This window comes from Protaetiibacter sp. SSC-01 (genome assembly GCF_014483895.1).
Taxonomy (GTDB): Bacteria; Actinomycetota; Actinomycetes; order Actinomycetales; family Microbacteriaceae; genus Homoserinibacter.
The window spans coordinates 671,147-692,321 of record NZ_CP059987.1 but is presented as its reverse complement, the minus strand read 5'-3'; the positions used below and the strand labels follow the sequence as shown (position 1 = coordinate 692,321).

The window sequence follows — 21,175 nt, the reverse complement described above, 5'->3', positions numbered from 1 at the left end:
AACCAGCGGTAAGGCGCGCACGCCGCGGCCCCCGTTCACCGCCGGTTGAGTGCGGCGCGCAGCGACGCGTATCGAAACCCGACGAACGTATGACGCCGGCCGGGTTTCGATACGCCGGCTCTGCCGGCTACTCAACCAGCGGCAACACGCAGCTCCTCCGCATCCGTCACCGGCAGGCGGCACGTGAAGCCCTCGCAGAGGTACGCGGTGGTGGCCCCGCCCAGGGTAGTGCGCTCCGCGAAGAGCTCGAACCCGGATGCCGCGAGCGCCGCCGTCTGCGCCTCCGTCACGATCGCCAGGGTGCGGCCCGGCCGGGCCCAGCCGCGCGCGATGGCGACGAGCGGGTCGTCGGCGGCCACCGCATCCGGGGTCACGACGACGAGCTCGGCCTGCGGGGCCGCGAGGCGCGCGGCGACCGCGAGCGTCGAGCCGTAGGCGATGGGGCGTTCGAGCGCGGCGCCGAGGCTCGGCGCGAGGGCGCGCGCGGCGACGTCGAGGTAGCCGGGGTCGACCAGCCCGCCGAGGCGGGCGGCGGCGTCGGCGATGAGGGCGAGTCCCGATGGGATGGCGCCCTCGTTGCGGTCGGCGTCGACGGCGATGCCGCGCGCGGCGAGCACGGGGTCCCCTCCCCCGGGCGCCGCGACGGCGTCACCCGTGACGCACGCGTCGACGAGCTCGCGCGCGAGCTCGCCCCGCGCCGCGTCGCCCTCCGCGAGCGCGAGCCGCAGCAGCCCGCCCGAGAGCCCGCCGTAGTCCTCGAGGGTCGCGACGGCGTCGGAGACGCGTCCGTCGAGGCTCGCGCGCCGCAGCCGCGGGCCCTCGGGCGTGCGCTCGAGATGGACGGCGAGCACGGCATCCGCCGCCTCCGACGCGGCGCGCACCCACTCGGGCCGACCGAAGCGCACGCCCGCGTCGGCCAGCGCCCCGATCGCGAGGCCGTCGAGCCCCGCGAGCACCTTCGCGTCGAGCGCGGGCGCCGGCTGCGCGGCGCGCGCCTCGGCGTCGAGCGCGTAGTACCCGCCCTCGCTGCGGCGCCCGTCGACGAGGCTCTCCGAGTCCTGAGCGGATGCGAAAGCGCCGCCCGGCAGGCGCAGCACGTCGAGCAGGAAGCCGGCCACGGCATCCGCCCCCTCCGCGTCGCCGTGGGCGGTCGCGAGGTCGAGCAGCTGCGCGTTGTCGGAGAGCATGCGCTCGTAGTGCGGCTCGGTCCAGTCGCGGCGCACCGCGTAGCGGAAGAAGCCGCCCTCGACGGGGTCGCGGAGCGCGAGGGTGGCGGCGTAGAGCCGCTCGCCGAAGGCGCGCGCGGCGGCGTCACCGTGGATCGCGCGCTCGGCGAGGAAGGTCAGCACGGGCGCGTTGGGGAACTTGGCGTCGACGCCGAAGCCGCCGAACTCGGGGTCTTCGAAGCCGGCGAGCTCGGCGACGGCGGCCGCGAGCTCGGCGTCGCCGGGCAGCGGCGTCTCGGGGTCGTCGGGCCGTGCGGCGAGCGCCTCGGCGACGGCGGTGCCCGTCGCCTCGACCTCGGCGCGGCGATCGGTCCACGCCTCGTCGACCGCCTCGAGCACCTGACGGAACGACGGCACTCCCTGCACGGGGCGCGGCGGGAAGTAGGTGCCGGCGAAGAACACGCGCCCCTCGGGCGTCGCGAAAACCGTGAGCGGCCAGCCGAGCTGGTGGGTGAAGGCGGATGCGGCGGCGAGGAAGGCGGCGTCGACGTCGGGGTGCTCCTCGCGGTCGACCTTGACGGAGACGAAGCGCTCGTCGAGGTAGGCGGCGACTTCGGGGTCGGAGAACGACTCGCGCGCCATGACGTGGCACCAGTGGCACGTCGCGTAGCCGATCGACACCATGACGGGCACATCGCGGCGCGCGGCCTCGGCGAACGCCTCCTGACCCCACGGCCACCAGTCGACGGGGTTGTCGGCGTGGGCACGCAGGTAGGGGCTGACGGCGTCGGCGAGGCGGCTTCCCATCCTCCCGAGGGTACGCCTCGACGACTTCTCCACAGATGCCGGAGATCGCTGGTGGACGGCAGCGCAGGCCTGCTAGTAATGACGCATCGCCTGATGAATCAGGCTTGCTAGGTCAGTTCCCCTCCGCAATCCCACAACGAAGGAGTCCCCGTATGACCGTCCTCACCCTCACCCCCGCCGTGCGCGCGGGCGTGCGACTCGACCTCGCCGCGCGGTCCGCGGCGCACCGGGTCACGTCCGTCCTCACCGCCCGGGCCGAGCGCACCGGGCCCGACATCACCAACGAGGTCGCGCCGCTCATCCTCATCGCCGTCATCGCGGTCGCCGCCGCCGTCGCCCTCATCGCCGTCGTCGGCGCGGCCGCGGCGTGGATCATCTACTGCCACTCGTACTTCGGCCCCAACTGGTGGCCCGCGGTGCACTGGCCGACGCAGAGCAACGGCTGGTTCCAGCTCGCCTGCCGCCGGGCCTGACGCGTGACCGTGCTGCTCGACGCCCGCGGCATCTCGCTCTCTCGCGGGTCGCGACGGGTGCTGCAGCCGCTCGACCTGCGGGTCCGGGCGGGGCGCACCCACGCCCTGCTCGGACCCAACGGTGCCGGCAAGACCACGACCCTGGGCATCCTCACGGGGCTGCTGCCGCCGACCACGGGCCGCGTCGAGGTGGATGGCATCGACATCCGCGAACCCGCCGCCCGCGCCCTGCTCGGCTACGCCCCCGACGACCTGCCGCTGCCCGGTGCCCTCACCGGCCGCGAGTACCTCACCCTGCACGACCGTCTGCGGCGACGCGACGACGGGGAGCGGGCGGATGCGCTGTGCACGCTGCTCGGCATCCGCGAGGCGCTCGGGCGGCAGATCTCCGAGTACTCCCACGGCATGCGGCGCAAGCTGCAGTTCGTCGCCGCCGTCGCGCACGACCCCCTCGTGCTCGTGCTCGACGAGCCGTTCCGCGGGCTCGACCCGCGCGCGGCGGCGCTCGTGCGGCGCTACCTCGCGGGGTTCGTGGCGGGCGGCCGCTCCGTGCTCGTCGCGACGCACGACCTGCTGCGGGCGGAGCGCGACAGCGACCACGTGTGGCTGCTCGACAGCGGATGCGTCGTCGCCGAGGGCGCACCGGCGCACCTCCGCGAGCTCGCGGCCGCCGACGACCTCGAGCAAGCCTTCCCGCGCCTCACGAGCGACGGGCTCGACGACGCCGCCGAGGAGCAGCTGCTGCGCGAGGTGCTGCCGATTACCGAAGCCGCCGACGAGAACCTCCCCCTGCACCCCACCCCCGAGAGGACGACCCCATGATCCGCACGACCGTCACCGCCGCCATCGCCGGCCTCGCGACCGGGGTCTTCGGTCTCGTCATCGCGTGCTTCGCGGCGATCGCGATCGCGTTCTCCACGCGTTCCGGCGTCCACGTGCCGGGCATCATCCGCGCCGAGTTCGTCACGGTCGACGGCATGCCGCAGCTCGCGTTCCTGCCGGACTGGGGCGGCATGGCGGTCGCGCTCCTCGTGTGGACGGCGCTCGCCGCCCTCCTCGGGGCGCTCGCGGGTCGGCGCAACCGCATCCGCCGGGAGCCCGCGGATGGCTGAGGTTCTCGCGGGCGCCGGCGTGCTCGCACGCGCCTCGTGGACGGTGTGGCGCCGTCACACGGCGACGGCGCTCGGCGGCGCACCGCGCGTCGTCGATGCCGGGATCGTCGTCGCGCTCGTGCTGTGCGCCGCCCTCGCGGCGCTCGTGTCGACGTTCATCGCGGGAACCCTGACCGCGGCGGGAGAGCTGCCGGCCGAGGTGCCGCGCACGCCCTTCCTCCGCATCACCGCCGCGGGCGCGGTCGTCGGCGGGGCCCTCCCCCAGCTGCTCCTCGCCGCGACCCGCCCGCGGTCGAGCGCCCTCGGCGACCTCGCGGCCGTGCTCCCGGTCGGCGCCGCCGCGCGCGTCGTGGGCGAGCGGCTGCCGACGGTGCTGCTCGGCACGGCGTTCTCGCTCGTGCTCGCGTCGCCGCTCGGCGTGCTCCTCGTCACGCTTTACGCACACGAGCCGGCTCGAGCCGCGGGCGCCCTCAGCGCACACCTCGGACTGCTCGTCCTCGCGGCGCTCGCGATCCCCTCCGCGTTCGAGCTCGTCTACTCGGCGGCCGCGCGCGCCCGCCTGCCCCACGCGTACGCCGCGGGCGCGGCCGCCGTCGTCGTGCTCGCTGGGCTGCTCGCGGCATCCGGGCCCTACCTCGTGCCGGCGCCCCGCCCCGACGCCGAGGTGCCGCTCTCGCCCCTCGAGGCGGTCGCGCAGCTCGCGACGACGAGCGAGCCGAGCCGCGCCCTGCTCGCGAGCGCGATCCTCGTCGCGTGGGCGCTCGTCGTCGCCGCGCTCGTCGCCCTCGCCCTGCGATTCCCGTCGCGGCTCGCGACCGCCGAGCACACGCGGATGCTCGTGGGCGCGCCCCTTCCGCGCGGTCGCGTCGCCGCGGGGGTCGCCGTGCACGCCCTCGCGCTCGTGCGCCTGCCGCAGTTCCTCATCCTCGGCGCGGGATCCCTCGTGCTCGCGGTCGCCCTTGCGACACCCGCCGCGCGCGAGCTCGAGCTGCTCACCCATCCGCTCACGAGCGTGCCGCTCGTCGCGCCCTTCGCGATCGGCATGTTCGCGTTCGGACTCACGCACGGCACCTCATGGTGGGTGCGGGGCGTGGGCGCCGACGCGCCCCGGATCGCCGCCGAACGGCTCGCGGCGGCCGCGGTCGTGGGAGCCGTGCCGGCCGTCGCGAGCGCCGCCGTGCTCCTCGGCACCGGCACGGTCGACGCCGCGAACGCCGCCCAGCGCCTCGGCGTCGGCGTCGCGCTGTGCCTCGCCGCCTCACTCGGCGGCGTGCTCGTGCCGTGGTCGCAGCAGAGTCCACTCGCGACGACCATCACGAGCGCCGCGTCGTTCGCGATCTTCGCCCTCGCCATCGTGCCGCTGCAGCTCATCGCCGACGGCCGACCGGAGCCCACGGCGTGGATCGCCCTCGCGGCATCCGTCGCCCTCCTCGCTGCGGGCTGGATCGCGGCCACCCGGCGCCGCCGCGTCGACGACCTCGCGATCGCATGAGCGACGCGCCCCTCGGCGGCCGCGCGATGGCCCTCCCCCCAGGGCTCGTGCGCGCGGTCGCCCGGGGCGTCGTCGCCTTCCTCGCAGCGGATGCCCCCGCCATCGCGGGCCTCGGCCTCGCGGCGGGCGTCGCGATCGCGACGGGGCACACGGTCGTCGCCCACGGGGCCGCCGTGCTGGGCCTCGCCCTCGTCGCGAACGCCGTCCACGAGCTCGGGCACGTCGCCGCCTACCGCGTGCTCGCCCCACACGGGCGCGTCACCCTCGAGTGCGGCACCCTCATGGCGCGCATCCGCCGCGAGCCGCTCCCTCGCCGACGCGACCGCCTCGTGACCGCGGCCGGGCCGCTCGCGCCGCTCGCCGCATCCGTCGCCGCGACACCGCTCGTGACCGTCGCACCCGCGGAGGTCATCGCGGGCTGGGTGCTCGGCGTCGCGCACGCCGTCTCACTCGCCCTGCCCACCGCCGACCGACGTGCCTGGCGCGCCGCCGGGCCCTCGCCCGCCGAGCGCCGCGCCCCTACACTCGGCGCATGACCACCCATGTGACCTACATCGGCGGCCCGACAGCCCTCGTCGAATACGCGGGGCTGCGCATCCTGCTCGACCCGACCTTCGACGAGCCCCACCACTACCCCGAGCACGACCTCGACAAGACCGCGGGGCCGGGCCTGCCGGCATCCGCGATCGAGCCCGTCGACCTCGTGCTGCTGAGCCACCACGGCCACGCCGACAACTTCGACGACAGCGGCCGCGAGCTCGCCATGCGCAGCCCGCTCGTGCTCTCGCTGCCCGAGGCGGCCGCCGAACTCGGCGCACCCGTCGTCGGGCTCGAGCCATGGCAGGAGCACCGCCTCGGCGACGTCACCGTCACCGCACTGCCCGGCCGCCACGGTCCGCGCGTGCTCGCCTCGCGCATCGGCCCCGTCACGGCCTTCCTCGTCACCGCGCCCGGCGAGCCGTCGCTCTACGTCTCGGGCGACAACTCCTCGCTCGCCCTCGTGCACCAGCACGCCTCGCGCTTCGGGCCCGTCGACATCGCGATCCTGTTCGCGGGCGCGGCTCGCGTCTCGCCCGTGCCCGTCGCCCTCACGCTCACCTCGAAGAAGGCCGCCGACGCCGCCCGGATGCTCGGCGCACGTCGCGTCGTCGGCGTGCACGTCGAGGACTGGGCCCACTTCTCCGAGAGCCGCGCCGACCTCGAGATGGCGTTCGCCGACGCGGGGCTCGACGAGGTGCTCGTCGACACCCCGCGCGGCGCACGCGTGGCGATCGAGGTCTAGAAGGTCGCCTTCTCGGGGTCCGACCCGACGCGCAGACCGCGGTCGAGGCCGTCGATCGCGGCCATCTCATCCGCGCTCAGCTCGAAACCGAACACGTCGAAGTTGGCGGCCATGCGCTCGCGCGAGTTCGACTTCGGGAACACGACGATGCCGCTCTGCAGGTGCCAGCGAACGACCACCTGCGCGGGGCTCACACCATGCGCGGCCGCGGCATCCTGCACCGCCTTCTCGCCGAACAGGTCGTACTTGCCCTGACCGAGCGGGCCCCACGCCTCGGTGCGGATGCCGAGGGGCTCCGCGAAGGAGCGCAGCTCGCGCTGCTGGAACGCGGGGTGCAGCTCGACCTGGTCGACGGCTGGCACCGTGCCCGACTCGGCGATCACGCGCTCGAGGTGCGGCTGGTGGAAGTTCGAGACGCCGATCGAGCGGGTCTTCTTCTCGTCGCGGATCTGCTCCATCGCGAGCCACGTCTCCACGTAGCGGTCGAGGTCGGGGCGCGGCCAGTGGATGAGGTACAGGTCGACGTACTCGAGGCCGAGCTTCTCGAGGCTCAGATCGATCGCGTCGAACGCCGACTGCGTGCCCTGGTCGGAGTTCCACAGCTTCGTCGTGATGAAGAGCTCCTCGCGGGGGATACCCGACTTCTCGATCGCGCGACCGACGCCCACCTCGTTGCCGTAGACGGCGGCCGTGTCGATGTGGCGGTAGCCGACCTCGAGGGCGTCGGTGACGACGCGCTCCGCCTCGTCGGGGTCGACCTTGAAGACACCGAAGCCGAGCTGCGGGATCGTGTGGCCGTCGTTGAGTGTGATGAGGGGAACAGTCATACCTTCCATCCTCCCCCTCGCGCACCCCGCGGTGTTGCCTCTGACGAAAGAACGCCGAGTCTTTCGCTCGGAAAACGCTGGGTGCACCGGGCGGCCGCGGCCTAGAGTCGGAAATCCGGCCCCTACCCGGACCAGGAGAGCCAGAAACATGACACAGATCGGCATCGTCGCCGAACAGCCCGGTGAGACGCGCGTCGCCGTCTCGCCCCTCACCGCGGGGAAGATCGTCGCCCTCGGCTACGAGGTGGTCGTGGAGACCACCGCGGGCGCCGGATCGTCGTTCCCGGATGCCGCATACACCGAGGCGGGGGCGGCCATCGTCGACCGCGCGGCCGCGTGGGCATCCGACATCGTGCTCAAGATCAACCCGCCGACCGACGACGAGATCGCGCGGCTGCGGGAGGGTGCGACGCTCGTGGGCCTGCTGAGCCCGGCGCTGCGCCCCGAGCTGCTCGAGAAGCTCGCGGCCCAGGGTGTCACGGCCCTCGCGATGGACGCCGTGCCGCGCATCTCGCGCGCGCAGTCGATGGACGTGCTGAGCTCGACCGCGAACATCGCCGGCTACCGCGCCGTCGTCGAGGCGGCGAACGAGTTCGGCCGCTTCTTCACGGGCCAGGTGACCGCCGCCGGCAAGGTGCCGCCCGCGAAGGTGCTCGTCGCGGGCGCAGGCGTCGCGGGGCTCGCGGCCATCGGGGCCGCCTCGAGCCTCGGCGCGATCGTGCGCGCGACCGACCCGCGCCCCGAGGTCGCCGACCAGGTGCGCTCGATCGGCGGCGAGTACCTCGAGGTCGTCGTGCCCGACGAGCAGAAGGAGGTCTCCTCCGACGGCTACGCGAGGGCCACGAGCGAGGCCTACGACCGCCGCGCCGCCGAGCTCTACAGCGAGCAGGCCGCCGACGTCGACATCATCATCACGACCGCCCTCATCCCCGGGCGCCCGGCCCCGCGCCTCATCACGGCCGTCGACGTCGCGAGCATGAAGCCCGGCAGCGTCATCGTCGACATGGCGGCGGCGCAGGGCGGCAACGTCGAGGGCACGGTCGCCGGCGAGCGCGTCGTCACCGAGAACGGCGTCGTCATCCTCGGCTACACCGATCTCGCGGGCCGCCTGCCGCAGCAGTCGTCGCAGCTCTTCGGCACCAACCTGCTCAACCTCCTCACCCTGCTCACACCCGGCAAGGACGGCACGCTCACGCTCGACTTCGACGACGTCGTACAGCGCGCCGTCACGGTCACGCGCGACGGCGCCGTCACCTGGCCGCCGCCACCCGTGCAGGTGTCGGCCGCGCCGCCATCCGCTTCGCCCGCGTCAGCCGTCACGGCCCCCGCAGCGGATGCCGCCCCCGCGCCGAAGCGCGCGCTCGGCCCGCGCGGCCGCACGGCGCTCATCGGGGCCGGCATCCTCGTGCTCTTCCTCGTGTGCGCGTTCGCGCCCGCGCCGCTGCCGCAGCACTTCCTCGTGCTGACGCTCTCGGTCGTCATCGGCTTCTACGTGATCGGCAAGGTCGCGCACGCGCTCCACACGCCGCTCATGAGCGTCACCAACGCGATCAGCGGCATCATCGTCGTCGGCGCGATGGTGCAGATCGCCGACGGCTCGCTCGCCGTGCAGCTGCTCGCGGCGGTCGCCGTGCTCGTGGCGAGCATCAACATCTTCGGCGGCTTCGCCGTGACGCGACGCATGCTCGCGATGTTCCAGAAGGGGAACCAGAAGTGATCGCGTTCGCGCAGGCGGCCGCCGACGCCGCCTACATCGTCTCCGCGCTGCTGTTCATCCTGAGTCTCGCGGGGCTCAGCAAGCACGAGACGTCGCGCCGCGGCGTCGCGTTCGGCATCGCGGGCATGGTCATCGCGCTCGTGGCGACCGTCGGGCTCACCGCGGCATCCGGCTGGCAGCTACCGCAGGGCGGCCTCGGGCTCACCCTCATGGCCGTCGCGGTGCTCGTGGGCGCGGCGATCGGCCTGTGGCGGGCGCGCGTCGTCGAGATGACGGGGATGCCGGAGCTCATCGCGCTGCTGCACTCGTTCGTGGGTCTCGCCGCCGTGCTCGTGGGCTGGAACGGTCACCTCGCGGGTGACCACCTCAGCGGCGCGCTGCGCGACATCCACCACGCCGAGGTCTTCATCGGCGTGTTCATCGGCGGCGTGACGTTCACGGGCTCGATCGTCGCGTTCCTCAAGCTCTCGGCGCGCATCAGCTCGAAGCCGCTCATGCTGCCCGGCAAGAACGTGCTCAACGTCGGCGCGCTCGTGCTCTTCCTCGCGCTCACCGTCTGGTACGTCATCACGCCGAGCCTGTGGTCGCTCGTCGCCGTCACGGTGCTCGCGCTGCTGCTCGGCTGGCACCTCGTCGCGTCGATCGGCGGCGGCGACATGCCCGTCGTCGTGTCGATGCTCAACAGCTACTCGGGCTGGGCGGCGGCCGCGGCGGGCTTCCTGTTGAACAACGACCTGCTCATCGTGACCGGTGCGCTCGTCGGGTCGTCGGGTGCCTACCTCTCCTACATCATGTGCAAGGCCATGAACCGCTCGTTCCTCTCCGTCATCGCAGGCGGCTTCGGCATCGCGGCGCCGACGGGCGGCGACGAGCAGCAGGGCGAGCACCGCGAGATCGACGCGGCCTCGGTGGCCGAGCTGCTCGCATCCGCCGGCTCGGTCGTCATCACGCCCGGCTACGGCATGGCCGTCGCCCAGGCGCAGTATCCCGTCGCAGAGCTCACCGAGCGCCTGCGGGCGCGCGGCGTCGAGGTGCGCTTCGGCATCCACCCCGTCGCGGGCCGCCTGCCGGGCCACATGAACGTGCTGCTCGCCGAGGCGAAGGTGCCCTACGACATCGTGCTCGAGATGGACGAGATCAACGACTCCCTCGCCGAGACGGATGTCGTGCTCGTCATCGGCGCGAACGACACGGTCAACCCCGCCGCGGCGGAGGACCCGGGCTCGCCCATCGCAGGGATGCCCGTGCTGCGCGTGTGGGAGGCGGCGAACGTCGTCGTGTTCAAGCGCTCGATGGCGTCGGGCTACGCGGGCGTGCAGAACCCGCTGTTCTTCCGCGACAACGCGCAGATGCTGTTCGGCGACGCGAAGGAGCGCGTGGAGGACATCCTCCGCGCGCTCCCGGCTCAGCGGTAGCGGCGCCCCTCGTCGCGGCGGTACAGCACGAGCGCGGCCGCGAGCAGCAGCACCGTCCACACGGCGGCGCCGACGAGCTCGAGCAGCGGCACCTCACCGCCCTGCACCGCCCAGATGACGAGCTCGCGCGCCTCGCGGGAGGGCAGGAAGCGCGAGACGGTGTCGAGCCAGTCGGGGAACATCATGGGCGGCAGGAACAGCCCTCCCGCGAACGCGAGCCCGAACATCACGATCTGGATGACGGCGATCGCGGCCTTGAACGGCAGCGCGTAGCCGATCGCGATACCGGCGAACACGAACGGGAGCGACGACAGCGCGAGCGCGACGAACCCGAGCGCGATGCCCGCGGCATCCGCGTGCGCCTCCGTGAAGAGCGCGCCCATGAGGAAGAGCGGCACGAGCGCGAGCACGCCGATGAGGCCCACCGAGAGCACCTGGCCGAGGATGCGCGCCCCGGCCGGCGCCGGGAGCGTGCGCAGGTACGGCTCCCAGGGCGCCTCGCGGGCCTGCGAGATGTTGAGGCCGTAGGAGAACAGCGCGTTCACCATCACGGCGAAGACCATGAGCTGGATGACCGCCTGCGCGGCGCCCGTCGGGTTCTCGACGAGGCCACGCTGCGGGAGGATGAAGAACGCGAACGAGAGCGCGGGGAACACAATCGGGCCGATGACGGCCATCGGCACGCGCACCGTCTCGAGCAGCAGGTACTTGGCGTGCAGCAGCCCGAGGCCGACGAGCCCGCCGCCCGGCGAGGTGGAGACGACGGCGGGTGCCGACGCGGATGCGGTGGTCATGCGCCTTCTCCTCGCACGATCGAGAGGAACGCTTCCTCGAGGGTGGCGCTGCGCAGCTGCAGCTCGATGAAGGAGGCGCCCGTCGCGACGAGGTCGCGCACGAACGCGTCGGCGTCACGCAGCGAGAGCTCCACGCGGTCGCCGTCGATGCGGGAACCGGCCACCTGGGGCAGCGCGGCGATGCGCGCGGCCTCGGGGCTCACGAGGCTCGCCCAGCGGGTGCCGACCGAGCCGATGACGGTCGCGAGGTCGTCATCGGCCACGACGCGACCTCCGGCGATGACGGCGACGCGCTCGGCGAGCTGCTCGATCTCCTCGAGGTAGTGACTCGTGACGACGATCGAGGCACCGCCCTCCCGCTGACGGCGGATGGCATCCCACAGCACGCGGCGTCCGTCGATGTCGAGGCCCGTCGTGGGCTCGTCGAGCAGCACGAGCTTCGGGCGGCCGACGAACGCGAGCGCGACGCTCAGGCGGCGCTTCTGGCCTCCCGAGAGGGCGCCCGTCTGGCGCGTGAGCAGCTCGGCGAGGCCGAACTCCTCGGCGAGCTCGACGGTGGGGATCCGCTCGGCGAAGTGCCCGCCCACGAAGTCGATGACCTCCCGCACGCGCAGCGTCTCGGGCAGGGCGGTCTGCTGCGGGGTCGTGCCGAGGTGCTGTCGGGCGGATGCGTCGCGCGGGTCGCGCCCGAAGAGGCGCACCGTGCCGCGCGTCGGGCGGATGAGGCCCGCCAGCAGCGAGAGCAGCGTCGTCTTGCCGGCGCCGTTGGGGCCGAGCAGGCCGAGGATCTGCCCGTCGGCGATGTCGATGCTGACGTCGTCGAGGGCGGTGAGGTCGCCGTAGCGTCGCGTGACGCCGGCGAGGGTGGCGAGGGATGTCATGGGGTTCCTCCGAGGAGCGTGCGGAGCTGCGCGGTGTAGTCCTCGAAGGCGCGGCGTCCGGTCTGGCTGAGCGACAGGTAGGTGACGGGCGAGCGGCCCTGGAAGGTCTTGTCGACGTCGACGTAGCCCGCGTCCTCGAGCTTCCGCAGGTGGGTGGAGAGGTTGCCCGCCGTCATGCCGAGCAGTTCCTGCAATCGGGGGAACGAGATCCGGTCGCCCCGCTCGAGCGCCGCGAGCGCCGCCGTGATGCGCAACCTGGCCGAGGCGTGGATGACGGGGTCGAGCTCGTCCATCAGAGCCTCCGCAGGCGGACGACCGACACGATGCCCCCGACGATGAGCGCGGGCCCGACGATGAGCGCCATCGCGAGCATGTTGGCGGGGGCGCCGAAGAACCCGGTGACGGCCGCGGCGACGATGAGGATGAGCGCGATGACGAGCTGGTCGACCGAGCGCCAGATCATGGCGCCCGCGAGGTACATCCCGCCCGCGAGCAGGGCGTACGCCGAGGTGTAGTAGATCGCGGTGACGTCGCTCGAGGCGCCTGCGCGCTGGATCGCGACGCCGACGGCCGCGAAGGCCGTGCCGAGGATGGGCCACGAGAGCCCGTAGAGGGTGCCGACGAAGTCGCTCACGCCCTTGATGCCGCGGTTCGCCCGCACGCCGACGACCGCCGAGGTGACGGCGGCACCGAGGATGAGCAGGCCGAAGACGATCGCCCCGATCCACAGCGGAAGCTGCACGGGCGAGGTGGTGCCCTCCCAGCCCGACCACAGCACGAGGTAGCCCACGAGCCACGCGCCGCCCCACACGAAGTAGTAGACGGGCACCTGCGCGGTGAAGGCGCGCCTCACGCCGCGGGTCTGACCATCGATGAGGGCCAGCATCTCCTCGGGGCTGAGGTCGGCGTCGCCCGGCGCCGCGACGTCGAGTTCGTCATCCATGCCTACTTTGTAACGCAAACCTCTCTGCGAGTCAAGCAAGTTGGCAAACGCTGCCGCGCTTGCCGTCGGGCTGCAGATATCCCTGCCGCGGCGGGCCAACCGCGGCAGCGTTTGACACCAGACCACGAGGGACGAGGGCGGGCGGTAGCCTGGAGGGCTCATGTCCGCCACGTCCACGCCCGCGTACCACATCTCGTACCCGCCGGAGCTGCCCGTCAGCCAGGCGCACGACGAGCTCGCCGACGCCATCCGCGACCACCAGGTCGTCGTCGTCGCGGGCGCCACCGGCTCGGGCAAGACGACGCAGCTGCCCAAGATCTGCCTCGAGCTCGGGCGCGAGCGCATCGGGCACACCCAGCCACGTCGGATCGCGGCGCGCTCGATCGCCGAGCGCATCGCATCCGAGCTGGGCGTCGACCTCGGAACCGTCGTCGGCTACCAGGTGCGCTTCGACGACCGCACGCGCACCGACACCGCGATCAAGCTCATGACCGACGGCGTGCTGCTCGCCGAACTCTCGCGCGACCGCGAGCTGCGCGCCTACGACACGATCATCATCGACGAGGCGCACGAGCGATCGCTCACGATCGACTTCCTGCTCGGCTACCTCACCCGGCTGCTCCCCCGCCGCCCCGACCTCAAGGTCATCGTCACCTCGGCGACGATCGACCCCGAGAGCTTCGCGCGCCACTTCTCGAACGCCATCGGCGCCGAGGTGCCCGTCATCGAGGTGTCGGGCCGCACCTACCCCGTCGAGATCCGCTACCGGCCGCTCGTCGCCGAGGCGGGCGACGATTCCGACGACGCCGAGGACGAGGGTGCCGCCTCCTCCGACCGGGATGTCGCGCAGGGCATCGTCGACGCGCTCGCCGAGCTCGAGCGCGAGGAGGCGGGCGACGTGCTCGTGTTCCTCTCGGGGGAGTCGGAGATCCGGGATGCCGCGGACGTCGTGCGCGGACGGTTCCCCAAGGACGAGGTCGTGCCGCTCTACGGTCGCCTCTCGGCCGCCGACCAGCACCGCGTCTTCGACACGCGACGCGCCCCCGGCATCCGTCGCCGCGTCGTGATCGCCACGAACGTCGCCGAGACGAGCATCACGGTGCCCGGCATCCGCTATGTCGTCGACGCCGGAACGGCGCGCATCAGCCGCTACTCGCCGCGCGCCAAGGTGCAGCGCCTGCCGATCGAGGCGATCAGCCAGGCCTCCGCCAACCAGCGCTCGGGCCGCGCCGGCCGCACCTCGCCGGGCATCGCCATCCGCCTCTACTCCGAGGACGACTTCGAGCGGCGCCCCGAGTTCACCGACCCCGAGATCCTGCGCACGGGGCTCGCCGCCGTCATCCTGCAGATGCTCGAGCTGCGGCTCGGCGACATCCGCGAGTTCCCGTTCCTCACCCCGCCCGACTCGCGGGGCATCGCCGACGGCCTCGACCTGCTGCGCGAGCTCGGCGCGGTCGACGCCGAGCAGCGCATCACGCGCGTCGGCCGCGACCTCGCGCGCCTGCCCGTCGACCCGCGCTTCGGGCGGATGCTCGTGGAGGCCGGGCAGCAGGGCGTCGTGCGCGAGGTGGCCGCGATCGTCGCGGGCCTCTCCATCCAGGACCCGCGCGAGCGACCGCTCGAGATGCGACCCCAGGCGGATGCCGCGCACGCGCGTTTCCGCGACCCCTCGTCGGACTTCATCTCGCTCCTCAACCTCTGGAACCACCTCGAGGACGAGCAGAAGGAGCGCAGCGGCAACGCCTTCCGACGTATGTGCAAGGCGGAATATCTCAACTACCTGCGCGTGCGCGAGTGGCAGGACCTCTACCGCCAGCTCACGCGCGCGGCCAAGTCGGTGGGCCTCAAGCCCGGCGAGCGCTCGACGGATGCCGACGCCATCCACCGCTCGATCCTCGCGGGGCTGCTGTCGCGGCTCGGCCTGCGCGACCCCGACAAGAAGGACTACCTCGGCTCGCGCGGCCAGCGCTTCGTGATCTTCCCCGGCTCGGGACTCGCGAAGAAGCAGCCGAACGCCGTCATGGCCGCCGAGCTCGTCGAGACCTCGCGCCTCTTCGCGCGCACGGTCGCCGCGGTCGACCCCGCCTGGGCCGAGAAGCTCGCAGGCGACCTCGCCAAGCGCTCGTACTCGGAGCCGCACTGGTCGAGCAAGCAGGGCGCCGCTCTCGTGTGGGAGAAGGTCACGCTCTACGGCGTGCCCATCGTGCCGCGTCGGCGCGCCCAGCTCGCCCGCATCGACGCGCCCCTCGCGCGCGAGCTCTTCATCCGGCACGCGCTCGTCGAGGGCGACTGGCCGCACGAGCTGGAGCGTTCGGCACTGCTCGGGTTCGACCGTGACAACGAGAAGCTGCGCCGCGAGCTCGCCGAGGTCGAGGAGCGCACGCGCCGCCGCGACATCCTCACGGGCGACGAGGCCGTCTTCGCCTTCTACGACGCGCGGATCCCCGACGACGTCACCGACTCGCGCCGCTTCGCGAGCTGGTGGAAGAAGGCGAAGGCCGAGACGCCCGAGCTGCTCACGATGCGCCGCGAGGACCTCCTCGAGGACGACGAGGGCGACGCATCCGGCTTCCCCGACGAGTGGGTGCAGGGCGACACGCGCTTCCGGCTGCGCTACCGCTTCGAGCCCGGCGCCGACGACGACGGCGTGACCGTCGTCATCCCGCTCGCCGTGCTGCCGCGCGTCGCCGAGCGCGGCTTCGACTGGCTCGTGCCGGGCCTGCGCGACGAACTGCTGACGGCGCTCATCAAGGCGCTGCCGAAGGCGATCCGCAAGAACGTCGTGCCGGCGGCCGACTGGGCGCGGCGGCTGGGCGCGCAGCTGCCGGTGTACTCGGACGCCCCCGTCGGCGAGGCGCTCGCCGACGCCATCCGGGCGGCGACGCACACGCCCGTCGCGGCATCCGACATCGAGTGGGACCGTGTGCCGCCGCACCTGCGCATGCGCTACGAGGTCGTCGACCAGCGCGGGCGCACGCTCGCGGCGGGGCGCGACCTCGCCGCGCTGCAGAAGCGGCTCGCCGAGCGCGCCCGCACGGATGTCGCGGTCGCGACCGCCGCGGCGACCCCCGGCCGCGACATCGAGCGCACGGGCATCACCGAGTGGGACCTCGGCAAGCTGCCCGAGCAGGTCACCGCGAAGCAGGGCGGGTCGACCGTGGTCGGCTACCCCGCCCTCGTCGACACGGGCTCGGGCGTCGACCTCAAGGTGTTCGCGAGCCGTGCGCAGGCCGAGGCCTCGCAGGTGCGCGGCGTGCACCGCCTCGTCGCGCTCACCCTGCCGAGCCCGCTCGGCTACGTTCAGGACCAGCTCACGGGCACCGAGAAGCTGCTGCTCGCGACGGCGCCGTACGCCTCGACGAGGGCGCTGCTCGACGACATCATGATCGCCGTCGTCGAGGAGCTCGCGGGTGATGCCTCCCCGCGCACGCCCGACGGGTTCCGTGCGCTGCAGGAGACCGTCAATGCGGGACTCGTGGATGCGCTGTTCGGCGCCGCGGGACTCGTCGCGCGCATCCTCGGGGCCGCGAAGGACGCCGACAAGGCCATCTCGTCGGCGTCGAGCCTCGCCTTCATGGGGTCTCTCGGCGACGCACGGTCCCAGCTCGCCGCGCTCGTGCATCCGGGGTTCGTGCGGCGGGCGGGGCTCGCGCAGCTGCGCCGCTACCCCGTGTACCTCGCGGGCATCGTGTTCCGTGTGCAGAAGCTCGCCGAGAACCCCGGCCGCGACCGCGCGTGGCAGTCGCAGGTCGAGGAGGTGACGGCGCTCTACACGAAGGCCGGCGGTGCGCTGCCGCACGCGGGCAACACCCCGCCGAGGCTCGTCGCGGTGCGCTGGATGCTCGAGGAGCTGCGCCTCTCGCTCTTCGCCCAGCACCTCGGCGCCGCCGGCCCCGTCTCGGTGCAACGCATCCGCAAGGCGCTGGAGTCGTAGCCCGCTGTTGATGCGGGGTGCGGGGGTTTCGATACGCGTCGTGCGCTTCGCGCGCGGCGCTACTCAACCAACGGAAAAGGGGGTCCCCGCACGCCGCGAGGTGACCGCTGGTTGAGTGCCGCGCTCCGTGATCGCTGCGCGCGCCGCGAGTTCACCGCTGGTTGAGTGCCGCGCGCCGTGCGCGAAGCGCGCGACGCACGGCGTATCGAAACCCGAGGAGCGGATGACGTGCGGAGGGATCGCATCCCGTGGCCCGCTGTTGATACGCGGTGCGAGGGTTTCGATACGCGTCGTGCCGCGCGTCGCGCGGCGCGGCGCTACTCAACCAACGGCAGGGGGTCGCGCGCTCCGCGCGCGGCGCTACTCAACCAGCGGGAGAGGCGCGCCCTACGCCGACTGGATGCGGTGCAGCTGCGCGTAGCGGCCGCCGGCGGCGAGCAGCTCGTCGTGCGAGCCGACCTCGGCGATCCGCCCGTGGTCGAGCACGACGATCCGGGTGGCGGAGCGGATCGTCGAGAGCCGGTGCGCGACCACGAGCGTCGTGCGGCCCCGCATGAGCGTGTCAAGCGCCTGCTTGACCTTCGCCTCCGACTCGGTGTCGAGGGCGCTCGTGGCCTCGTCGAGCAGCAGGATGCGGGGGTCGCGCACGAGGGCGCGCGCGATGGCGATGCGCTGCCGCTGCCCACCCGAGAGTCGGGCGCCGCGCTCCCCGACGACGGTGTCCCATCCGTCGGGTAGGGCCTCGACGATCTCGAGCGCGTTGGCATCCGCGAGGGCCGCGAGCACCCGCTCGTCGGGCACGTTGTCGAGCCCGTAGGCGACGTTCTCACGGATGCTGCCCTCGAAGAGCACCGACTCCTGCGGCACGACGGACACGTGGCGCCGCACGGTGCGCAGGTCGAGCGTCTCCATGTCGCGCCCGTCGAGCAGGATGCGGCCCTCGCTCGGCCGCAGGAAGCCGAGCACGAGGTTCAGCATCGTCGACTTGCCGGAGCCGGACGGCCCGACGAAGGCGATCGTCTCGCCGGGCGCAACGTCGAGGTCGATGTCGTCGAGGGCGCCGCCGTCGGAGCCGGGGTACCGGAAGGCGACGCGCTCGAGGCGGATGCGGCCCTCGACCGCCTCGACCGCCTCCTTTCCCTCGTTGCGTTCGATGTCGGGCTCCTGCATGACCTCGGCGATCGACCGCACCGACTCGAGGCCCTTGGCGACGAGAGGGATCATCGAGACGAGCTGGGTGACGGCGCCCGTGAGGATCGAGAAGTAGGAGCCGAGCAGCACGACCTCGCCGGCGGTGACGGGCAGCCACCCCGAGATCGCCGCGAGGGCGGCGATCACGAGGCAGCCGATCCCGAGCAGCTGGAAGGAGATCCAGGTGGCCGCTCCGAACCGGCCGTTGAGCAGGTCGAGCGTCATGCCGGCGTCGCGCACGCCCTCCGCGCTGCGGGCGACGCGCTCGTGGGCGACGCGCTCCAGGCCGTGCGCGCGCGTGATGGGGATGAGCGTCGCCATCTCGCCGACGCGGCTCGAGAACCGTTCCACCTCGCGGCGGAAGTCCTCGTTGCGGCGAGCCGATCGCCTCCGCATGGCGAGGGTGAGCGTCGCCGCGACCGGCACGGTGAGCACGTAGACGACGAGGAACTGCGGCACCGCGATCGCCGTCATCGTGACGGCTCCCGCGAGCGAGAACACCGCCGACAGCGCGGGCGGGCCGGCCTGCTGGAACATGAGCTCGACGTTCTCGACGTCGCGCACGACCTTCGTCTGGATGACGGCGGCCGACGACCGCGAGTGGAAGCCGATCGAGAGACTCTGGAGGCGTTCGGCGAGACGGTTGCGCAGCTGCGCGCCCAGGGCGCGGCTCGTGCCGAAGAACAGCCGCACGAACAGCACGTGCATCGGGTAGTTGAGCGCGAGCAGCACGACGGCGCCCGCGGCGACCCACGCGAGGCGGATCGCCGGCCCGCCCGCGACGACGACGTCGATGACGGATGCCGTGATGACCGGCAGGAGCCACAGCGGGCTGTCCTTGATGCCGAAGGCGAGCACGGCGATCGCGAGCCGGCCGCGGTACGCGCGCAGCATCCGCCCGAGGCTGCGGAGCGGGCGATCGGCGTCGACGACCGTGATCGTGGTGGTGGGCGGCGTGGTCACGGCGACAGCCTCTCACGCCCGGGCGACCGTCGCCGAGACGGCGCGGCTATGCCGCGAGCGGGTCGTCTTCGGGGCCGACGTAGCGGTCGTAGAGCGCGATCTCGTCGGGGTCGGGGCGCTCGAACCGGTCGGAGAGCCCGATGAGCACGTCGGCGATGAGAGCCTCGGCGTCGGGTCCGCCGCGTTCGCGGACGCGCCGGACGAGCTCGTCGAGCGGGGCGTCGACGAAGTGCAGCACGGTGCGAGCACCCGCGTCGACGGCGACCCGCCGCACGGCCTCGCGCTCGACTCGCGACCACGTGCCGAACTCGACCACGACGTTCGCGCCCACCCGCAGGATGTCGCCCGCGTGCGCGAGCAGCTGGTGCTGCAGCGTGAAGCGGAAGTCGTAGTCGACGAGGCTCACGCCGAGCGCGACGATCCACGGGTCGGGGTCGAGCCGCACCGCCGACTCCGTCTCGACGATGTGCCGCGACCGCGTCGACTTGCCCGCGCCCGGCAGACCGAAGACGAGGTGGAGGGACGGGCGGTTCACGGCCACAGCCTCTCACGCACCCAGACGTCTGCGTCGGCGCGGTAGCGAAGGCGCGTGTGGGCGCGGTCGTGCGAGGCCTGCCAGAACTCGACGGTGCCCGGCGCGACCCACCACAGGGCCCAGGTCTCGGGCACGAGCGAGGGGTCGGCCTCGACACGTGCGAGCGCCTCGGCACGCGCCGCCGCGTACTCCGCATCGTCCGCGAGCGTCGGCGTGGGGCGCCCGACGAGCGCGGTGGCGCGCGCCTCGGCGGGGCGGTCGCGGAAGTCGGCGGCGGCATCCGCGGCATCCGCTCGGCGCACCTCCCCCTCGACGCGCACCTGCCGCCCGAGGGCGGGCCAGAAGAAGGTGAGGGCCGCGCGGCCGGATGCCGTCATCGCCTGGCCCGGACGGCTGTCGGCGGGCGTCGCGATCGCCCAGCCGTCGGCGTCGACGTCCTTGAGCACGAGCACGCGCGCGCTCGGACCCGTCTCGTCGACCGTCGCGAGCGTCGCGGCGTGCGGCGCGAGCACGCCCGTGGCCACGGCCTCGTCGAGCCACGCGAGGAAGAGCTCCTGCGGGGTCGTCGGCGCGGCATCCGGGGCGAACTCGGGCAGCTCGCGCGGGAACGACGGCAGGGTGCGGAGGCGCGCGCGGAGCTCGGTGGTCACGCGTCGAGGCTAGCCGTCGGCGGCTCGCTCGATCGCGGCGATGTCGATCTTGTTCTGCGTCAGCATCTCCTCCATCGCCCGCTGCGCACGCGCGGGGTCGGGGTCGTTGACGAGCTCGATGAGTCGGCGCGGGGTGATCTGCCAGCTCACGCCGAACGGGTCGACGAGCCAGCCGCAGCGGTCCTCGCGGCCGCCGCCCGCGGTGAGCGCCTCCCAGTAGCGGTCGACCTCGGCCTGATCGTCGCAGTCGACGACGAGCGAGATCGCCTCGTTGAACACCGGCCCCTCGGGCACGTTCATGCCCGACACCTCGATGCCGCCGATGCGGAAGTTCGCGGTGAAGAGCTGGCCGTCCCTGTCCACGGTTTCGAGCACTTCGCTGTCGGGGAAGGTCGAGGTGTACAGCTCGATCGCCTCCCCCAGCCGACCCCCGAACCACAGGAACGGTGTGATCTTCTGAGACATCCGGCACCTCCACGTCTGATGTGAACGCTGTCCACATTCGCAGGCGCCGGATGCCGCGTCAAGCCCCGCGGGACCTTCGCCCTCTCGACCCCGCGCGTCGGCGGCCGTAGGGTGCGTGCATGGAGCACGGAGCGGAGACGCTGGACATCGAGACCTGTTGGGACCTGCTGGGCACGGGGCGCATCGGACGCGTCGTCTTCGCGGAGGGCGAGGAGATCGAGGTGTTCCCCGTGAACTACTCGGTGGGCGGGCGCAGCGTGCTGTTCCGCAGCGCGCCCGGCACGAAGCTCGAGCTCGTGCTCGACCGGCCGCGCGTCGCCTTCGAGGTGGACCACACCGACGACGAGGTCGCCTGGAGCGTCATCCTCTGGGGCACCGCGGAGCGCCTCGAGTACGACGACGAGATCGAGCACACGGGCGTGCTCGGGCTCGTGAGCTGGGCCCCGTCGGAGAAGCACAACTACGTGCGCATCACGCCCGACAAGGTGAGCGGGCGGCGGTTCCGCCGCGACGCATCCGAGTGAGCCG

At 73.0% G+C, this 21,175-nt stretch carries 20 protein-coding genes; 10 read left to right on the top strand and 10 right to left on the bottom strand.

What is annotated here, in order from left to right; translation table 11 throughout:
- Window positions 1-131: 131 nt before the first annotated feature.
- Window positions 132-1,973, bottom strand: coding sequence for a thioredoxin domain-containing protein (locus H4J02_RS03260; protein ID WP_187675687.1), 1,842 nt, complete (start codon window positions 1,971-1,973; stop codon window positions 132-134).
- A gap of 152 nt (window positions 1,974-2,125) precedes the next feature.
- Between H4J02_RS03260 and H4J02_RS03255 the strand changes: the two genes are divergently transcribed.
- The 6 genes from H4J02_RS03255 to H4J02_RS03230 are packed head-to-tail and all read left to right on the top strand — an operon-like array spanning window position 2,126 to window position 6,332.
- On the top strand, window positions 2,126-2,446 hold the full coding sequence (locus H4J02_RS03255) for a hypothetical protein (RefSeq protein WP_187675686.1): 321 nt from the start codon (window positions 2,126-2,128) through the stop codon (window positions 2,444-2,446).
- A 3-nt stretch (window positions 2,447-2,449) separates the two neighbouring features.
- The gene (locus H4J02_RS03250) at window positions 2,450-3,268 is read left to right on the top strand and encodes an ABC transporter ATP-binding protein (protein ID WP_187675685.1); all 819 of its coding nucleotides are present in this window, start codon (window positions 2,450-2,452) and stop codon (window positions 3,266-3,268) included.
- The gene (locus tag H4J02_RS03245) at window positions 3,265-3,558 is read left to right on the top strand and encodes a hypothetical protein (RefSeq protein ID WP_187675684.1); all 294 of its coding nucleotides are present in this window, start codon (window positions 3,265-3,267) and stop codon (window positions 3,556-3,558) included. Before H4J02_RS03250 ends, H4J02_RS03245 begins: the two co-directional genes overlap by 4 nt.
- On the top strand, window positions 3,551-5,050 hold the full coding sequence (locus H4J02_RS03240) for a hypothetical protein (protein WP_187675683.1): 1,500 nt from the start codon (window positions 3,551-3,553) through the stop codon (window positions 5,048-5,050). The genes H4J02_RS03245 and H4J02_RS03240 overlap by 8 nt, the downstream gene beginning before the upstream one ends.
- Window positions 5,047-5,586 (top strand): hypothetical protein, encoded by a 540-nt coding sequence (locus H4J02_RS03235; RefSeq protein ID WP_187675682.1) that lies wholly within the window; start codon window positions 5,047-5,049, stop codon window positions 5,584-5,586. Before H4J02_RS03240 ends, H4J02_RS03235 begins: the two co-directional genes overlap by 4 nt.
- On the top strand, window positions 5,583-6,332 hold the full coding sequence (locus H4J02_RS03230) for an MBL fold metallo-hydrolase (RefSeq protein ID WP_187675681.1): 750 nt from the start codon (window positions 5,583-5,585) through the stop codon (window positions 6,330-6,332). Before H4J02_RS03235 ends, H4J02_RS03230 begins: the two co-directional genes overlap by 4 nt.
- Here the strand turns inward: H4J02_RS03230 and H4J02_RS03225 are convergent.
- A complete protein-coding gene (locus H4J02_RS03225; protein ID WP_187675680.1) occupies window positions 6,329-7,159 on the bottom strand; it encodes an aldo/keto reductase in 831 nt (276 codons plus the stop codon). The genes H4J02_RS03230 and H4J02_RS03225 overlap by 4 nt on opposite strands.
- A 148-nt stretch (window positions 7,160-7,307) precedes the next feature.
- Between H4J02_RS03225 and H4J02_RS03220 the strand changes: the two genes are divergently transcribed.
- Together H4J02_RS03220 and pntB are read left to right on the top strand one after the other, a co-directional pair.
- Window positions 7,308-8,876: a Re/Si-specific NAD(P)(+) transhydrogenase subunit alpha gene (locus H4J02_RS03220; RefSeq protein WP_187675679.1), complete on the top strand. Its 1,569-nt coding sequence runs from the start codon at window positions 7,308-7,310 to the stop codon at window positions 8,874-8,876.
- Entirely contained in the window at window positions 8,873-10,291 is a 1,419-nt protein-coding gene (gene pntB / locus H4J02_RS03215; protein ID WP_187675678.1) for a Re/Si-specific NAD(P)(+) transhydrogenase subunit beta, read from the top strand. The genes H4J02_RS03220 and pntB overlap by 4 nt, the downstream gene beginning before the upstream one ends.
- Here the strand turns inward: pntB and H4J02_RS03210 are convergent.
- Genes H4J02_RS03210 through H4J02_RS03195 form a run of 4 tightly spaced genes read right to left on the bottom strand, consistent with a single transcriptional unit; the run spans window position 10,282 to window position 12,909 of the window.
- Window positions 10,282-11,085 (bottom strand): ABC transporter permease, encoded by an 804-nt coding sequence (locus H4J02_RS03210; RefSeq protein ID WP_187675677.1) that lies wholly within the window; start codon window positions 11,083-11,085, stop codon window positions 10,282-10,284. The genes pntB and H4J02_RS03210 overlap by 10 nt on opposite strands.
- A complete protein-coding gene (locus H4J02_RS03205) occupies window positions 11,082-11,966 on the bottom strand; it encodes an ABC transporter ATP-binding protein (protein WP_187675676.1) in 885 nt (294 codons plus the stop codon). The genes H4J02_RS03210 and H4J02_RS03205 overlap by 4 nt, the downstream gene beginning before the upstream one ends.
- Complete coding sequence (locus H4J02_RS03200; RefSeq protein WP_187675675.1) at window positions 11,963-12,259, bottom strand: transcriptional regulator; 297 nt, start codon at window positions 12,257-12,259, stop codon at window positions 11,963-11,965. The genes H4J02_RS03205 and H4J02_RS03200 overlap by 4 nt, the downstream gene beginning before the upstream one ends.
- Entirely contained in the window at window positions 12,259-12,909 is a 651-nt protein-coding gene (locus H4J02_RS03195; RefSeq protein ID WP_187675674.1) for a hypothetical protein, read from the bottom strand. The genes H4J02_RS03200 and H4J02_RS03195 overlap by 1 nt, the downstream gene beginning before the upstream one ends.
- Before the next feature lie 160 nt (window positions 12,910-13,069).
- Between H4J02_RS03195 and hrpA the strand changes: the two genes are divergently transcribed.
- The gene (gene hrpA / locus H4J02_RS03190) at window positions 13,070-16,843 is read left to right on the top strand and encodes an ATP-dependent RNA helicase HrpA (protein ID WP_187675673.1); all 3,774 of its coding nucleotides are present in this window, start codon (window positions 13,070-13,072) and stop codon (window positions 16,841-16,843) included.
- A gap of 387 nt (window positions 16,844-17,230) precedes the next feature.
- Here the strand turns inward: hrpA and H4J02_RS03185 are convergent, their stop codons facing one another.
- The 4 genes from H4J02_RS03185 to H4J02_RS03170 form a co-directional block, all read right to left on the bottom strand.
- Window positions 17,231-18,928 carry an ABC transporter ATP-binding protein gene (locus tag H4J02_RS03185; RefSeq protein ID WP_187676403.1) on the bottom strand — a complete coding sequence of 566 codons (1,698 nt, stop codon included), beginning with the start codon at window positions 18,926-18,928 and terminating at the stop codon, window positions 17,231-17,233.
- Window positions 18,929-19,043: 115 nt separating this feature from the next.
- A complete protein-coding gene (locus tag H4J02_RS03180) occupies window positions 19,044-19,532 on the bottom strand; it encodes an ATP-binding protein (protein WP_187675672.1) in 489 nt (162 codons plus the stop codon).
- A complete protein-coding gene (locus H4J02_RS03175) occupies window positions 19,529-20,182 on the bottom strand; it encodes a pyridoxal 5'-phosphate synthase (protein ID WP_187675671.1) in 654 nt (217 codons plus the stop codon). The genes H4J02_RS03180 and H4J02_RS03175 overlap by 4 nt, the downstream gene beginning before the upstream one ends.
- A gap of 9 nt (window positions 20,183-20,191) precedes the next feature.
- On the bottom strand, window positions 20,192-20,647 hold the full coding sequence (locus H4J02_RS03170; RefSeq protein WP_187675670.1) for a VOC family protein: 456 nt from the start codon (window positions 20,645-20,647) through the stop codon (window positions 20,192-20,194).
- A 119-nt stretch (window positions 20,648-20,766) separates the two neighbouring features.
- Between H4J02_RS03170 and H4J02_RS03165 the strand changes: the two genes are divergently transcribed.
- Window positions 20,767-21,171, top strand: a complete 405-nt coding sequence (locus H4J02_RS03165; protein ID WP_187675669.1) for a pyridoxamine 5'-phosphate oxidase family protein — start codon at window positions 20,767-20,769, stop codon at window positions 21,169-21,171.
- Window positions 21,172-21,175: the final 4 nt, after the last annotated feature.

What these genes read in the sequence shown, in the direction of transcription:
- H4J02_RS03260 (WP_187675687.1), bottom strand. Translation starts at nt 1,973, where the DNA reads ATGGGAAGCCGCCTCGCCGACGCCGTCAGCCCCTACCTGCGTGCCCAC.
- H4J02_RS03255 (WP_187675686.1), top strand. Translation starts at nt 2,126, where the DNA reads ATGACCGTCCTCACCCTCACCCCCGCCGTGCGCGCGGGCGTGCGACTC.
- H4J02_RS03245 (WP_187675684.1), top strand. Translation starts at nt 3,265, where the DNA reads ATGATCCGCACGACCGTCACCGCCGCCATCGCCGGCCTCGCGACCGGG.
- H4J02_RS03240 (WP_187675683.1), top strand. Translation starts at nt 3,551, where the DNA reads ATGGCTGAGGTTCTCGCGGGCGCCGGCGTGCTCGCACGCGCCTCGTGG.
- H4J02_RS03235 (WP_187675682.1), top strand. Translation starts at nt 5,047, where the DNA reads ATGAGCGACGCGCCCCTCGGCGGCCGCGCGATGGCCCTCCCCCCAGGG.
- H4J02_RS03230 (WP_187675681.1), top strand. Translation starts at nt 5,583, where the DNA reads ATGACCACCCATGTGACCTACATCGGCGGCCCGACAGCCCTCGTCGAA.
- H4J02_RS03225 (WP_187675680.1), bottom strand. Translation starts at nt 7,159, where the DNA reads ATGACTGTTCCCCTCATCACACTCAACGACGGCCACACGATCCCGCAG.
- H4J02_RS03220 (WP_187675679.1), top strand. Translation starts at nt 7,308, where the DNA reads ATGACACAGATCGGCATCGTCGCCGAACAGCCCGGTGAGACGCGCGTC.
- H4J02_RS03210 (WP_187675677.1), bottom strand. Translation starts at nt 11,085, where the DNA reads ATGACCACCGCATCCGCGTCGGCACCCGCCGTCGTCTCCACCTCGCCG.
- H4J02_RS03205 (WP_187675676.1), bottom strand. Translation starts at nt 11,966, where the DNA reads ATGACATCCCTCGCCACCCTCGCCGGCGTCACGCGACGCTACGGCGAC.
- H4J02_RS03200 (WP_187675675.1), bottom strand. Translation starts at nt 12,259, where the DNA reads ATGGACGAGCTCGACCCCGTCATCCACGCCTCGGCCAGGTTGCGCATC.
- H4J02_RS03195 (WP_187675674.1), bottom strand. Translation starts at nt 12,909, where the DNA reads ATGGATGACGAACTCGACGTCGCGGCGCCGGGCGACGCCGACCTCAGC.
- hrpA (WP_187675673.1), top strand. Translation starts at nt 13,070, where the DNA reads ATGTCCGCCACGTCCACGCCCGCGTACCACATCTCGTACCCGCCGGAG.
- H4J02_RS03185 (WP_187676403.1), bottom strand. Translation starts at nt 18,928, where the DNA reads ATGCTGCGCGCGTACCGCGGCCGGCTCGCGATCGCCGTGCTCGCCTTC.
- H4J02_RS03170 (WP_187675670.1), bottom strand. Translation starts at nt 20,647, where the DNA reads ATGTCTCAGAAGATCACACCGTTCCTGTGGTTCGGGGGTCGGCTGGGG.
- H4J02_RS03165 (WP_187675669.1), top strand. Translation starts at nt 20,767, where the DNA reads ATGGAGCACGGAGCGGAGACGCTGGACATCGAGACCTGTTGGGACCTG.